Below are 13,781 nucleotides of genomic sequence, written 5' to 3'. Positions count from 1 at the left end.
GGTGGCGTATATTACGCTTTCCTCCTGCAGAGTCAACCTCTATTTCAGAAGTTTTTCTCCGGCGGCTCAGTCTCCTGCGCCTCTCAACCCGTTTCCCGTTGCCGGTGTTCCGTGTCGATGGAGGCGCATTATAGGGAACGGCTGAGATAGCGCAAGTGCAAATTGAGACTTTTTTGCTGACCGGTCAATTTGCACTCAAAAGGAGTAATAAATAAACAAAAGCCCCTTGAAAGGACAAAAAAAACGGGCCAGAGGCCCGTTTTTCGATTCGCACTATTACTGATGTGCAGTTATGACGTCGTTTACTACATCCATTTCGATGGTTTTACCCGGCACCAGCGAACCTGCAAGGATCTGCTGAGCCAGCGGGTTCTCGATCTGCTGCTGTATCGCACGTTTCAGCGGACGCGCACCATAGACAGGATCATACCCGTTCTCCGCCAGTTGTTTGATTGCATCATCGGAGATGTGCAGCTGATAGCCACGTTCATCCAGGCGTTTGTACAATCGCTGCAGCTGAATCTGCGCAATGGACGCAATGTGTTTCTCAGCCAGCGGATGGAACACCACCACCTCATCAATACGGTTGACGAATTCAGGACGGAAATGCTGTCCGACCACACCCATCACAATATCTTTCATTTCCGGATAGCTGAGATTGCCGAACCGCTCCTGGATTAAATCCGATCCCAGGTTAGAGGTCATGATCACCACGCTGTTCCGGAAATCGACCGTACGACCCTGCCCATCCGTCAGACGCCCATCATCCAGCACCTGCAGCAGAATGTTGAAGACATCAGGATGCGCCTTCTCGACTTCATCCAGCAGAATTACAGAATAAGGGCGACGACGTACAGCTTCGGTCAGATAACCGCCCTCTTCATAGCCGACATAGCCCGGAGGTGCGCCCACCAGCCGCGACACCGAATGTTTTTCCATGAATTCGGACATGTCGATACGAACCATCGCATCGTCACTGTCGAACAGGAAGTTAGCCAGCGACTTACACAGTTCGGTCTTACCTACCCCGGTAGGTCCCAGGAACAGGAAGGAACCGATCGGCCGGTTGGGATCAGAAAGACCAGCGCGACTACGGCGGATAGCATTCGATACCGCTTCAACCGCTTCATCCTGTCCGATGACCCGGCCATGCAGATCCTGCTCCATGCGCAGCAACTTATCACGCTCACCTTCCATCATTCGTGCCACCGGAATACCGGTCCAGCGAGCCAGCACATCGGCAATTTCCACATCGGTTACCCGGTTACGCAGTAACTTCATGGTTTTGCCTTCCGCCTGAGTCGCTGCTGCTAACTGTTTTTCCAGTGCCGGAATTTTACCGTACTGCAACTCTGACATCTGAGCGAGGTCACCCTGGCGACGTGCCTGCTCTAAATTCAGACGCGCCTGCTCAAGTTCAGCTTTAATGTTCTGCGTGCCGGACAGCGAGGCTTTCTCTGTCTTCCACTCATCTTCCAGCTCAGCATATTCGCGCTCTTTCTGATTCAGCTCGGTTTCCAGCATCTCCAGACGCTTAATACTGGCATCGTCCGCCTCTTTCTTCAGTGCCTGCTGCTCAAGCTTCAGCTGAATGATACGGCGCTCCAGGCGATCCAGTGACTCCGGCTTCGAGTCCATCTGCATACGAATGCTGGATGCTGCCTCATCGATCAGGTCAATCGCTTTATCCGGCAGCTGCCGGTCAGCAATGTAGCGATGAGACAGGGTCGCCGCCGCGACAATCGCCGGGTCAGTGATCTGCACATGGTGATGCAGTTCATAACGCTCTTTCAGACCACGCAGAATGGCGATGGTGTCTTCCACACTTGGCTCAGCCACAAAGACTTTCTGGAAACGACGCTCCAGCGCGGCATCTTTTTCAATGTACTGACGATATTCATCAAGCGTCGTGGCACCCACGCAGTGCAATTCACCACGTGCCAGCGCAGGCTTAAGCATGTTGCCGGCATCCATCGCACCGTCCGCTTTACCCGCACCGACCATAGTGTGCAGTTCGTCGATAAACAGAATGACGTTGCCTTCCTGTTTCGACAGGTCGCTCAGCACCCCTTTCAGACGCTCTTCGAACTCACCACGATATTTCGCTCCAGCCACCAGCGCACCCATATCCAGCGCCAGTACCCGACGACCTTTCAGACCCTCAGGCACTTCACCGTTAATGATGCGCTGCGCCAGCCCTTCGACAATCGCAGTTTTACCCACACCAGGTTCACCAATCAGCACTGGATTGTTTTTTGTACGGCGCTGCAGAACCTGAATGGTGCGGCGAATCTCTTCGTCACGGCCGATGACCGGATCGAGTTTGCCCTTCTCGGCACGCTCGGTCAGATCGATGGTGTATTTCTTTAATGCCTGGCGCTGATCTTCAGCCCCCTGATCGTTCACGTTGTCTCCTCCCCGCATCTGTTCAATCGCACTGGTGATTTTTTCGCGTGTTGCGCCCGCTGCTTTGAGCAGATCGGCCAGTGAGCCACGAGATTCCAGGGCGGCCAGAACAAATAATTCTGATGAAATGAAGTTATCGTTGCGCTTCTGCGCCAGCTTATCGCACAGGTTTAATACCCGGACGAGGTCAGATGAGGGTTGTACGTCCCCTTCGCTGCCTTCAACTTGTGGCAGGCGATCGATGGCCTGCTCAACCTGAGCGCGAAAAGGCGTAACGTCGACACCGGCCGAAGTCAGTAAAGGTGAAACCGATCCGCCTTCCTGTTTAAGCAATGCGCTCATAAGGTGCAGAGGTTCAATGAATTGGTTGTCGTGTCCCAGAGCCAGGGACTGCGCGTCGGCGAGAGCCAACTGAAATTTGTTAGTAAGACGATCCAGACGCATAATTCCTCCCATTACAGGTCAAAATGCTACTGGAGATTAAATGAGGTCATCCCTCAAAATTTCAAGGTTAATGACCTGAGATTTGAGTAAAAAATACGCTAACTGGACCGTCTTATGGCGTAAGGTTATAACAGCCAGATCAAAGTTGCCATACGCCCGGTGATCCCATCACGGCGGAAGGAGAAGAAATCATCGCGCTGCGTAAAAGTACAACGGCTGTCGGCGCTGATTGAATTCACGCCCGCTGCCTGCAGCCGCATACGCGCCAGCAGCCAGATATCAGCGTAAAAACGGCCGCCTGAAGGACGGAAAGCCTGCACGGCGCGGGGCTCCTGAGCCATAAAGGCTTGACGCACTTCTGCACCAACCTCAAACGCTTCCGGTCCGATCGCCGGTCCCAGCCAGGCATGAATCTGCTCAGGCGGCGAGCGAAACTGCGCCAGCGTATTTTCCAGTACGCCCGCACAAAGTCCGCGCCAGCCTGCATGTGCCGCCGCCACTTCCGTCCCATCCTGCGAACAGAACAGAACTGGCAGACAGTCAGCGGTCATGACGGCGCAGACGACGCCGGGCTGATTGGTGATACAGGCATCAGCACGTAGAGGCGTACTTTCTCCTGCTATCAGACGCACAACCTCAGTGCCATGGACCTGATCCAGCCACTGCGGGATCGCAGGAAGGCCCGCTTCTTCCACCAGCAACTGCCGGTTACGCGCCACCATATCCGGATTATCCCCTACGTGCCCGCCGAGATTCAGCGCATCCCAGGGCGACGTGCTTATGCCGCCCTGTCGCTGCGTCGAGCAGGCCCGAACGCGTGACGGCGCAGGCCATTGAGGAGTAATCAGATTCATCACCAATTCATCTGGTCTTTGAATTCTTCAGTGTCTGCTTTTAACGCCGCGATCAGATCAACCATGTCCTGCGGAAGCGCAGCATGAAATTCCATCTCAATACCGCTGATTGGGTGATAGAGGCGCAACATCGTGGCGTGCAGGGCCTGACGGTCAAAACCGCGCAGCGTAGTAATAAATGCTTCTGATGCCCCTTTTGGCGGACGCGGACGGCCACCATAAAGCGGATCGCCCACCAGCGGATGGCTGATGTGAGACATATGCACACGGATCTGGTGAGTACGACCCGTTTCCAGACGCAGTCGCAGACGCGTATGAGCCCGGAAGTGCTCCATGATGCGGTAATGCGTCACCGCCGGTTTACCCATTGGGTGTACCGCCATGTGGGTGCGTTTAGTTGAGTGACGGCTGATAGGCTGCTCAACAGTGCCGCCCGCCGTCATATTGCCAATTGCGACCGCTTCATATTCACGGGTGATTTCGCGACGTTGCAGCGAGTCCACCAGATGCGTCTGAGCCGGCACGGTTTTCGCGACCACCATTAAACCGGTGGTGTCTTTGTCCAGGCGGTGTACGATGCCCGCGCGTGGCACATCCATAATCGCAGGAAAATGATGAAGTAAGGCGTTTAATACCGTGCCATCCGGATTACCGGCGCCAGGGTGAACCACAAAGTCGCGTGGTTTGTTGATGACAATAATGTCTTCATCTTCATAAACGATGTCGAGTGGCAGATCCTGCGGTTCCCAGCGCTGTGCCTCTTCGATCTCAGCGTCAATCGCGACCCGCTCGCCGCCCAGCACTTTTTCTTTGGGTGTATCGACCATGACGCCGTTTACTGTAACGCGACGGTCAAGGATCCACTCTTTTATGCGAGAACGTGAATAATCAGGGAACAATTCCGCCAAAGTCTGATCTAAGCGTTGTCCGAGTTGTGATTCGGATACCGTTGCGGTGAGTTGAACTTGTTGTGCCATATACAGCTTCTTCGTTAACGTTGGGTTTTCACGGCGATGCCGTTTAATATAATGTGCTATCGTACCTGGTCATTACCGGGAGCTATACGGACAGCTTCCGCCATAACATTTGAGGATAATCACTTCGTCATGACGCGTATGAAACATCTGGTGGCTGCTGCCACACTGAGCCTGGCACTTGTTGGTTGTTCCGGCTCAAATGACGCGGTACCGGACAACCCGCCTTCTGAAATCTATGCTACAGCGCAGCAAAAGCTGCAGGACGGTAACTTTAAAGCCGCGATTAAGCAACTGGAAGCGCTGGATAATCGTTATCCGTTCGGTCCTTATTCGCAGCAGGTGCAGCTGGATTTAATCTACGCGTACTATAAAAATGCCGATCTGCCCCTGGCGCAGGCTGCCATTGCTCGCTTTATGCGTCTGAACCCCACGCATCCGAACATTGACTATGTCATCTATATGAAAGGTCTGACGGACATGGCGCTGGATGACTCCGCGCTGCAGGGCTTCTTTGGTATCGATCGTTCTGACCGCGATCCGACGCACGCTCGTGATGCTTTCCGCGACTTCTCCCAGCTGCTGCGTAATTACCCGAACAGCCAGTATGCGGCTGATGCTCAGAAACGTCTGGTCTATCTGAAAGACCGTCTGGCTAAATATGAGCTGTCAGTGGCGCAATTCTATACTAAGCGTGAGGCTTATGTCGCGGTTGTTAACCGTGTCGAAGGTATGATGCGCGATTACCCGGATACGCAGGCGACACACGATGCCCTGCCGCTGATGGAAAATGCTTACCGCAATCTGCAGCTGAACGCTGAAGCCGATAAAGTGGCGAAAATCATTGCAGCAAACAAAAGCTGATAGCACCTGATTTCAGCCACAAAAAAAGCAGCCTGCAATGGCTGCTTTTTTTTGCTCAAAGAACAGTCAGGAATGGATCTGATGCCAGTGAGCTAACTCATCAAGCATGCCGTGTTAATCGTTTCGCTTCAAGCCATTTCAGCCAGTTTCTCTGCCTTTCTCACAGAATGTTGTGACTGACAAAAAGTGACATTTTTTCGTGATCTAAATCTCACATTTAACGCTTTTTCGCGCTATGCTGAGAAGACCAAGACGGAAATGACAGAGAGGTAAGAACGATGATTCTGAACATTACCAGTAAACAAATGGACATCACCCCGGCAATCCGAAGCCATGTTGAAGACCGTCTCGCCAAGCTTGAAAAATGGCAAACCGACCTGATTAATCCGCATATTGTCCTGTCCAAAGAACCCAAAGAATTCGTGGCTGATGCCACTATTAACACACCGAACGGGACTCTGGTGGCCAGTGCCAAACATGACGATATGTATACCGCCATCAACGATTTGATTGCGAAGCTCGAGCGGCAGCTGAATAAAGTGCAGCACAAGTCTGAAGCGCGCCGTGCCAGTGCCAGCGTAAAAGACATTATACCCGCCGACGAAGAGTCCTGATTTTCGTAACGCGCCTCCGGGCGCGTTTTTTATTGACAGCTTTTAAGCAGTACGGTTACTCTCAGGTCACTCTCTATTCGGACGTTATCATGAAACTTGATCTGTTTTTCTTCGCTTTCTTTTTTACCTTCCCCTGAACGGGAGGCCATTCGTCGTGTGAAAATGAAAGCGAAGACGAACAACGAAGCCTCCCAACCGGGAGGCTTTTTTATTGGATAGCATACAGGTGAGCCCTATGAATCCCGACAATCCATTGCTGGCGCTACGCGATAAGATTAGCGCAGTGGATAAAAAACTTCTGACGCTGCTGGCCGAGCGTCGTCTGCTGGCAGTGGAAGTCGCACAAGCAAAACTGGCAACGCATCGCCCGATTCGGGATGTGGAACGCGAGCGCGCGCTGCTGGAGAATTTGATTGTGCTGGGTAAAGCGCACAAGCTGGATGCCCACTACATCACCCGCCTGTTCCAGCTGGTCATCGAAGATTCCGTGTTGACTCAGCAAGCGTTGCTGCAGAAAAACCTCAACCATCCTCATGCGCATGCCGCCCGTATCGCATTCCTCGGCCCGAAAGGCTCTTACTCGCACCTTGCCGCACGCAACTACGCATCACGTCATTTCGACAGCATGGTGGAGTGTGGCTGCCTGAAGTTTCACGACATCATCAAGCAGGTCGAAAATGGCCTGGCTGATTACGCCGTGATGCCGATTGAGAACACCAGTTCGGGCTCGATCAATGATGTCTACGATCTGCTGCAACAGACCAGCCTCTCTATCGTGGGCGAACTGACCTTACCTATCGACCACTGCGTGCTGGTGAATGGCCCCACCGATCTGCAGCAGATTGAGACGGTGTACAGCCATCCTCAGCCCTTCCAGCAGTGCAGCCAGTTTATTAACCGTTTCCCACACTGGAAAATTGAATATACCGAGAGTACTGCGGCAGCGATGGAGAAAGTGGCTGCGCTCAACTCATCTAAGGTGGCGGCGCTGGGTAGTGAAGCCGGTGGCGAACTTTATCAGTTGCAGGTGCTGGAACGTAATCTGGCGAATCAGCAACAGAACCATACCCGGTTTATCGTTCTGGCCCGCAAATCCATTGAGGTTTCAGATCAGGTACCAGCCAAAACCACGCTGATTATGGCAACCGGCCAGCAGGCGGGTGCGCTGGTTGACGCTCTGCTGGTGCTACGTCAGCACAACCTGATTATGAGTAAGCTGGAGTCACGCCCGATTAATGGCAATCCGTGGGAAGAGATGTTTTACATTGATGTGCAGGGCAACCTGCAATCTGAGCGGATGCAGCAGGCTCTTCAGGAACTTCAGACCATGACCCGCTCTTTGAAGGTGCTGGGCTGCTACCCTAGCGAGAATGTGGTGCCCGCTGAACCAGGCGATGAAACTGCCGAATAGAAAAAAGGCATCCGCAAGGATGCCTTTTTCATTTATGGCCGGCTGTCATTAGCCGAGCGCAACAGGCTCCGGCTTTCCACCAGGAAGCGTTTCGCGTGATCGCCAAACCACTGTTCAACCCGGTTAAAGCTGGCAATAAATGCTTGCTTGTCGCCCTGTTCCAGCAGCGCAATCGCTTCACCAAACCGCTGGTAATAACGTTTGATCAGCGCCAGATTACTCTCTGACGACATGATAATATCCGCATAAAGCTGTGGGTCCTGAGCGAACAACCGCCCCACCATCGCCAGCTCCAGCCGGTAAATCGGTGACGACAGCGCCAGCAGCTGATCGAGATTGACGTTCTCTTCGGCTAAATGCAGGCCATAGGCAAAGGTGGCAAAGTGACGCAGTGCCTGAATAAAGGCCATGTTCTGGTCATGCTCAACCGCGCTTATACGATGCAGACGCGCCCCCCAGACCTGAATCTGCTCCAGGAACCACTGATACGCTTCCGGCTGTCTTCCATCACACCAGACTACTACCTGTTTTGCCAGGCTACCGCTGTCCGGGCCAAACATCGGATGCAGACCCAGCACCGGACCACTATGGGCGGCTAGCATCGCCTGCAGAGGCCGGTTTTTCACAGACGCCAGATCAACCAGAATACAATCTTCCGGCAGTGGCGGCAGCTGGGCAATGACCTGCTCGGTCAGGTGAATCGGCACACTAATGATTACCATACCGGCATCGCTAAGCAGCGTTTCAGCCTGAGGCCAGTCTTCTTTGTCCAGCGTTTTAACCGTGTAGCCTGACAGGCCGAGCATTTTTTCAAACAGTCGACCCATCTGGCCTTTACCGCCGACGATCACCACCGGGCGCATTTCAGGACAGAGGGTTTTAAAGCCTTTGTCATTCTCGCTGGTATAGGACTCACGCATCACGCGACGTAATATATCTTCAATCAGATCCGGGGGTACGCCGAGCGCCTCAGCCTCTTTGCGACGGGAAGCCAGCATCGACGCTTCACGCTCAGGCACATAGATAGGCAGACCGTAACGGCTCTTAACCTCCCCTACCTCAGCCACCAGCTCCAGCCGTTTAGCCAGCAGATCCAGCAGTGCCTTATCAACACTGTCAATTTGATCGCGTAACGCGGTCAGTTCAGCCACCATTGCTCTTAAACCTCTTGTGACAGACGCGCCGACAGCACTCCCTGCAGATCCTGATGCATCTCACGCAGCAACGTTTCGGTCACTTCCCAGTTGATGCAGGCATCGGTTACGGAAACGCCATACTTCATTTCGCTGCGTGGCTGCTCAGAAGACTGGTTACCTTCATTGATATGGCTTTCCAGCATCAAACCAATGATTGAACGGTTTCCGTCTTTGATCTGCGCAATAGCAGATTCCGCTACGCCAGGCTGACGGCTATAGTCTTTGTTCGAATTGCCATGGCTGCAATCTATCATTAAGGCTGGACGCAGTCCCGCCTTCAGCATCTCTTTTTCACACTGCGCAACATCCTCAGGTCCGTAGTTGGGCGCTTTGCCGCCACGCAGAATCACGTGACCATCCGGATTGCCCTGAGTCTGCAGCAGACAGACCTGACCGGCCTGATTAATCCCGACAAAACGGTGCGGCATTGCAGCAGCACGCATGGCGTTAATTGCCGTTCCCAGACTGCCATCGGTGCCATTTTTGAAGCCGACCGGCATCGACAGGCCCGAGGCCATTTCACGGTGGGTCTGAGATTCTGTCGTCCGTGCGCCAATCGCCGACCAGCTGAACAGGTCGCCCAGGTATTGCGGGCTATTCGGATCCAGTGCTTCTGTGGCCAGCGGCAAGCCCATCTCAACCAGGTTCACCAGCAGCTGACGTGCAATGTGCAGACCCGCTTCCATATCAAACGAGTTATCCATGTAAGGATCGTTGATCAGCCCTTTCCAGCCGACGGTAGTACGGGGTTTTTCAAAATAGACGCGCATCACGATATAGAGCTGATCTTTCAGCTGTTCGGAAAGTGTTTGCAGACGATGAGCATATTCCAGTGCCACTTCGGTATCGTGAATGGAGCAGGGTCCGCACACCACCAGCAGACGCGGATCGCGGCCGGCAATAATGTCAGAGATAGTCTGGCGCGATGCCGCGACCTGATCCTGCTGTTCAGCGGTCAGTGGAAATTTCGCCTTCAGCTCTTCAGGCGTGATTAATACCTGTTCACCGGCGATATGCACATTGTTCAGCGCGTCTTTTTGCATGATGGCGATCCTTTGGCTCGTATTAGCGGATAGGGGCTCCTCGTTGAGGAATGCAAATACTGTATCACAGGCAATACATAGCGCAATATTATATGTACACATTTATTACCACAGATCAAAGCAGACGAGGTGAATATTAAATATTGATATTAAAATCAGTAAATTATAAATAATAGCGCGCAAAATAAGCAACCGGCAAACTGTACAATTATATTTACAATGGGGTTGATTGCTTTTCTGACTACTGCAGGCAGAATGAGGATAATGATTATTTTAATGCTGAGTCCATCATGCACTCCTCCCCACTGAACATCCATCTGCGACCTTTTGAGCTCAGCGACGTGCCCGCGTTTACCGCTGCAGTTAAAGCCTCTCTGGACAGTCTGATACCGTGGATGGTCTGGGCGCATCACGATTATCAGCCTCATGACGCAGAAAGCTGGATCCGCTTTACCCACTGGCAAAGGATGAAAGAAGAAGCAGAAGAGTTTGCGATCGTTGATCGGCATGACCGGCTGCTGGGTGGCGCAGGGATACGCTTTGCCCGTCATCCGGGCGACACCAGCGCAATTGGCTACTGGGTTCGCAGCGACGCCCAGCGTCAGGGAATCGCCAGCTGCGCGGTGGCAAAGCTATTGCCGCTGGGGTTTTCACGCCCTGAGACCAGGGTGATTGAAATTCTGGCGGCTGAGGATAACCTGGCGAGTCGGAAAGTCGCTGAGAAATGTGGTGGACAGTTTATTGGCTGTCGCTATGGCCTGATCGTATTAGAGGCCGGGCCGGTTAATACGGCGATTTATCATTTTCAGCGGCCGGATGATGGTTAACTGCACAAATGGGCAGGCATCAAGACAAAAAAAGGGGCTGGCATCACGCCAACCCCTTGTTTGCTATTAACTTTTAGATGTCGCGTTAGCGATACCTTAGTTAAGACGCTTTTTCACGGCATCATTGATACATAAGCATTTTATTTATAAAACAGTTAGTTACTTCTATATCTGGTGCAACCAAATGCTGACGCGTACATGCTAGGTAGTCAATTTGTGGACATCAAGTCTTTGACTACTTTTTAGATATGGCTTCAACTATTTTCGCCAGTACATCCATCTCATTTTTGTCGTACTTCTTAGCTTCAATGAACTCACTGGTTTGCCCAGTTTCCAGCTTACCGACAGCGGAACTAAAACTTAAATTATCCAGAATCGAAAGGTAATCCCTTTTTTCATCACTGATAGCTAGTAATTTTATTACGGCTAGAGTTTCCTCACGTGACCTTTTAATAGCTTCATAGTATCTAAAGTCATCCATTGAGGCTCTATATTGTTTCAAAAAGAAGAAAGAAATAAACTCTAAGAATATCAAAACACCAAAGTTTGGGACCATAGTAATAATTGCATTTGTTAAATTGCCATCGAACTTCAAACTATGAATTTGAAAGTAGAAAAAAAGTAAACCTACAATTGAAAACAAGACGCCAAAAAGAAGATAAACACTTCCTTTAGAATAAATATCTTTTGATAATGAAGTGGATGAGGATACTAATGACTGAACGTATTTCTCAGCAATTTCACTTCTCGACAGATTACGTAGTGATATCTCCTCCGCCCTTTTAATTGAATATCTTTCATTAAAAGTCGGTTCTAGCCTGATAGAGAAAACCCTAAGAACCCCCGCAAAAATAGGCGAGATCCTATAAACCATGGTGAATGCTAAAGGAAGTAACCAAAAAATCCCTGTCTTTACAAAAACAGGAGTAGACCACCACAAACTTTTAAAACTAATTTCTCCTCCAAAAGTTCGATATTCATTTGCGCCATAAGAAAAAAGCGAGTTAAGAATTAAAATCCATGTTATAAGTTCTATTATATTTACAACCCCCTTCCACTCACTTAAAGAATAATCTATTTCATCCCACTTATCTTTAAGCCAATTTATGAATTTTCCGTTACTACTCCGACTATCATTTTCTTCTTCTGTATCTTTACTTTTTGTAGGCTCTTGATTATCCATATTTAGACCTATAATTTTGAAAGTGGATTTAAGGTTGCAGCTTCTTCAAGGTGATCCGGAGCAAAATGAGCATATTTCATGGTCTCACGGATGTTCGCATGCCCAAGAATCCTTTGCAGTACAAGAATATTGCCACCATTCATCATGAAATGACTGGCAAAAGTATGGCGTAAAACATGTGTTTTCTGCCCTTCTATCAATTGAATATTTGTGGTAGCTAGCATTTTCTTAAATTCCTGATAGCAGGGCTTGAACATCCTCCCTTGTCGTTCCTTCAGTTCATTGTAGAACCACTGTTGGATGGGAACAGTTCGGTTTTTACCGCCCTTCGTTTTGAAGAATGACAGCTTATTGGGCGAAAGTTGAGAGCGGGTCAGGGTTTCAGCCTCAGTCCAGCGCGCACCTGTAGCAAGACATACTTTGCAAATCATTGTCAGGTCTGGCTTGCCGTAACTTTCGCACGCTTCAAGTAACTCAGTGATCTGCTTCATAGTTAGCCAGGACATTTCTTTTTCATCTTCCCGGAACGTCCTGACGCCTTCCAGTGGGTTAGGTAGTGACCATTCCCCTAACCGCTTCAGTTCATTGAACACAGCGGCAAGATAGTTTTGTTCTCTATTAACCGTTATAGGCTTTACTTTCCACTTTGATTGGTCGTCGTGATAGCCGTTAGAAATCTCGCCCTTAAGCCGACGATCACGATAATGCGCCCAGTCTTTTGCCGTCAGTTGAGAAGCTATCGGGTCTCCTAATCCGGCACACACAATATCTAACTTTGCCTTCCGAGATTTGACGGCCTTGAGTGACTGCCCATGTAGAGAATCCCAGAGTTTAATTAACTCACTAAGCTTGCGGCGATCTTCCTTCTCTTTTATCCACGGTTTGTTTTCGGCCTCAGCGCGCGTGTAATCTTCAAAAGCTACCGCTTCACCTTTTGTTGCAAAGCTTTTCCTGATGCGTCGACTGCCGCGACCATCTAAATAAAAATCAGCAAGCCATTCGCCAGACGACAGTTTTTTGATGGACATGTTATCTAACCAAAGATTTTTTAAATTTAGATATATTATTGATTAGGATGGCAATACATACAGCCGCTATTGAATATGAAACCCACATAGGAGCTAAGAAACTAAAAAGCATTATTGTACCCAGCACTGCCCCACCAAAGCATAGGCTCATAAAAGCTTTAAAACCTCTGATGCTTTTTGCTTTACAATTAATATGAGCTGAAACAATACCGCTCACTGTCGCAATTATTAATAAAATAAACTCGGCCATAATTTCCCTATATATTTTTGGATATTGTCAGAATTACGAAGCCAATAGGTTTTACATCACTTTCTGAACATTCAAATGAAGATGTATTGTTAGTAACTTTGATCCTATTACCCGGAAGGCGTGACACGGTATAAATATCTTTATTTCCATCAATATCTAATAGCCAATCACCATTGCCAATGGTCTGAGCGCCCCCTTCCACGATCCATGATATCGAGCCGCGTTGAATATATAGGGGGTTACTTAAATCAAAGCCAAAAAGAGAAAGATTAAAACTTACATCAGGCTGATTCTCTAATGTGCCTCCAGAGAGTTTTCGCGCAGGTATGGATGGTATCAGCTGATCCGCTAAATCTCTTTTAGGTAGTGCCTCATCCTCATGGCCAGTAGCTAACCAAGAAAGAGAAACCCCCGTATCAAGTGCGCATGTAATGACAACATCACCTGGAAAATAATCTCTGCGAACCCATGCGCTCATCGTCGCTGAAGGAATATCAAGCAAGTCACCAAGCTGCTTCTGCATAGTAAAGCCATATGCGTGCATTATGCGATCCAACACTGCCCGCCCGCCATTAGCCAGCATAGTGTCGTGAAGTTTCTTCCCTTTAAGAGAGGGATGCTTCACTCCATCTGAACTTACATTTGCAAGTTCACCATTAACCAGCCATCTAAGGCTTACTCCCGTGT

At 50.1% G+C, this 13,781-nt stretch carries 14 protein-coding genes and 1 other annotated feature; of the genes, 5 read left to right on the top strand and 9 right to left on the bottom strand.

Translation table 11 applies throughout. From position 1 onward, the window contains the following. Window positions 1-276: 276 nt before the first annotated feature. From clpB to rluD, 3 genes are all read right to left on the bottom strand, one after another. The gene (clpB, locus tag AC2LB6_RS21685; RefSeq protein WP_490095089.1) at window positions 277-2,862 is read right to left on the bottom strand and encodes an ATP-dependent chaperone ClpB; all 2,586 of its coding nucleotides are present in this window, start codon (window positions 2,860-2,862) and stop codon (window positions 277-279) included. A 113-nt stretch (window positions 2,863-2,975) separates the two neighbouring features. Continuing rightward, window positions 2,976-3,704, bottom strand: coding sequence for a purine nucleoside phosphorylase YfiH (gene yfiH, locus AC2LB6_RS21680; protein WP_490095088.1), 729 nt, complete (start codon window positions 3,702-3,704; stop codon window positions 2,976-2,978). After that, complete coding sequence (rluD, locus tag AC2LB6_RS21675) at window positions 3,704-4,681, bottom strand: 23S rRNA pseudouridine(1911/1915/1917) synthase RluD (RefSeq protein WP_490095087.1); 978 nt, start codon at window positions 4,679-4,681, stop codon at window positions 3,704-3,706. The genes yfiH and rluD overlap by 1 nt, the downstream gene beginning before the upstream one ends. A gap of 129 nt (window positions 4,682-4,810) precedes the next feature. On the opposite strand from rluD, the gene bamD reads away from it, so the two are divergent. The 4 genes from bamD to pheA all read left to right on the top strand — a co-directional run bounded on the left by bamD (window position 4,811) and on the right by pheA (window position 7,567). Further along, on the top strand, window positions 4,811-5,542 hold the full coding sequence (bamD, locus tag AC2LB6_RS21670; RefSeq protein WP_090965572.1) for an outer membrane protein assembly factor BamD: 732 nt from the start codon (window positions 4,811-4,813) through the stop codon (window positions 5,540-5,542). Between the two features lie 278 nt (window positions 5,543-5,820). Further along, entirely contained in the window at window positions 5,821-6,156 is a 336-nt protein-coding gene (gene raiA, locus AC2LB6_RS21665; RefSeq protein ID WP_003849030.1) for a ribosome-associated translation inhibitor RaiA, read from the top strand. Window positions 6,157-6,244: 88 nt separating this feature from the next. Then, window positions 6,245-6,369 (top strand) — a sequence feature (Phe leader region). Next, window positions 6,246-6,293 (top strand): pheA operon leader peptide PheL, encoded by a 48-nt coding sequence (gene pheL, locus AC2LB6_RS21660; protein ID WP_187507180.1) that lies wholly within the window; start codon window positions 6,246-6,248, stop codon window positions 6,291-6,293. Its footprint overlaps the feature before it by 48 nt. 22 nt (window positions 6,370-6,391) lie before the next feature. After that, on the top strand, window positions 6,392-7,567 hold the full coding sequence (gene pheA, locus AC2LB6_RS21655) for a bifunctional chorismate mutase/prephenate dehydratase (RefSeq protein ID WP_490095086.1): 1,176 nt from the start codon (window positions 6,392-6,394) through the stop codon (window positions 7,565-7,567). Window positions 7,568-7,599: 32 nt separating this feature from the next. Here the strand turns inward: pheA and tyrA are convergent, their stop codons facing one another. Next, the gene (tyrA, locus tag AC2LB6_RS21650; protein ID WP_490095085.1) at window positions 7,600-8,721 is read right to left on the bottom strand and encodes a bifunctional chorismate mutase/prephenate dehydrogenase; all 1,122 of its coding nucleotides are present in this window, start codon (window positions 8,719-8,721) and stop codon (window positions 7,600-7,602) included. A 5-nt stretch (window positions 8,722-8,726) separates the two neighbouring features. Continuing rightward, a complete protein-coding gene (locus AC2LB6_RS21645) occupies window positions 8,727-9,806 on the bottom strand; it encodes a 3-deoxy-7-phosphoheptulonate synthase (protein ID WP_490095084.1) in 1,080 nt (359 codons plus the stop codon). Between the two features lie 290 nt (window positions 9,807-10,096). On the opposite strand from AC2LB6_RS21645, the gene AC2LB6_RS21640 reads away from it, so the two are divergent. Continuing rightward, window positions 10,097-10,633, top strand: coding sequence for a GNAT family N-acetyltransferase (locus AC2LB6_RS21640; protein ID WP_490095083.1), 537 nt, complete (start codon window positions 10,097-10,099; stop codon window positions 10,631-10,633). Between the two features lie 235 nt (window positions 10,634-10,868). Here AC2LB6_RS21640 and AC2LB6_RS21635 read toward each other — a convergent pair whose 3' ends face one another. The 4 genes from AC2LB6_RS21635 to AC2LB6_RS21620 all read right to left on the bottom strand — a co-directional run. Beyond that, window positions 10,869-11,816 (bottom strand): hypothetical protein, encoded by a 948-nt coding sequence (locus AC2LB6_RS21635; RefSeq protein WP_490095082.1) that lies wholly within the window; start codon window positions 11,814-11,816, stop codon window positions 10,869-10,871. 8 nt (window positions 11,817-11,824) lie between these two features. Beyond that, on the bottom strand, window positions 11,825-12,844 hold the full coding sequence (locus AC2LB6_RS21630; protein WP_490095081.1) for a phage integrase: 1,020 nt from the start codon (window positions 12,842-12,844) through the stop codon (window positions 11,825-11,827). A 1-nt stretch (window position 12,845) separates the two neighbouring features. Then, the gene (locus AC2LB6_RS21625) at window positions 12,846-13,094 is read right to left on the bottom strand and encodes a hypothetical protein (protein ID WP_490095080.1); all 249 of its coding nucleotides are present in this window, start codon (window positions 13,092-13,094) and stop codon (window positions 12,846-12,848) included. 7 nt (window positions 13,095-13,101) lie between these two features. Then, window positions 13,102-13,781 (bottom strand): phage repressor protein CI (locus AC2LB6_RS21620; protein WP_490095079.1); only part of this gene is annotated, 680 nt, incomplete at its 5' end.

The organism is Pantoea sp. RCC30.1, assembly GCF_058148845.1.
This window is presented reverse-complemented; position numbering and strand designations above follow the sequence as displayed.

What these genes read in the sequence shown, in the direction of transcription:
- clpB (WP_490095089.1), bottom strand. Translation starts at nt 2,862, where the DNA reads ATGGGAGGAATTATGCGTCTGGATCGTCTTACTAACAAATTTCAGTTG.
- yfiH (WP_490095088.1), bottom strand. Translation starts at nt 3,704, where the DNA reads ATGAATCTGATTACTCCTCAATGGCCTGCGCCGTCACGCGTTCGGGCC.
- rluD (WP_490095087.1), bottom strand. Translation starts at nt 4,681, where the DNA reads ATGGCACAACAAGTTCAACTCACCGCAACGGTATCCGAATCACAACTC.
- bamD (WP_090965572.1), top strand. Translation starts at nt 4,811, where the DNA reads ATGACGCGTATGAAACATCTGGTGGCTGCTGCCACACTGAGCCTGGCA.
- raiA (WP_003849030.1), top strand. Translation starts at nt 5,821, where the DNA reads ATGATTCTGAACATTACCAGTAAACAAATGGACATCACCCCGGCAATC.
- pheA (WP_490095086.1), top strand. Translation starts at nt 6,392, where the DNA reads ATGAATCCCGACAATCCATTGCTGGCGCTACGCGATAAGATTAGCGCA.
- tyrA (WP_490095085.1), bottom strand. Translation starts at nt 8,721, where the DNA reads ATGGTGGCTGAACTGACCGCGTTACGCGATCAAATTGACAGTGTTGAT.
- AC2LB6_RS21645 (WP_490095084.1), bottom strand. Translation starts at nt 9,806, where the DNA reads ATGCAAAAAGACGCGCTGAACAATGTGCATATCGCCGGTGAACAGGTA.
- AC2LB6_RS21640 (WP_490095083.1), top strand. Translation starts at nt 10,097, where the DNA reads ATGCACTCCTCCCCACTGAACATCCATCTGCGACCTTTTGAGCTCAGC.
- AC2LB6_RS21635 (WP_490095082.1), bottom strand. Translation starts at nt 11,816, where the DNA reads ATGGATAATCAAGAGCCTACAAAAAGTAAAGATACAGAAGAAGAAAAT.
- AC2LB6_RS21630 (WP_490095081.1), bottom strand. Translation starts at nt 12,844, where the DNA reads ATGTCCATCAAAAAACTGTCGTCTGGCGAATGGCTTGCTGATTTTTAT.
- AC2LB6_RS21625 (WP_490095080.1), bottom strand. Translation starts at nt 13,094, where the DNA reads ATGGCCGAGTTTATTTTATTAATAATTGCGACAGTGAGCGGTATTGTT.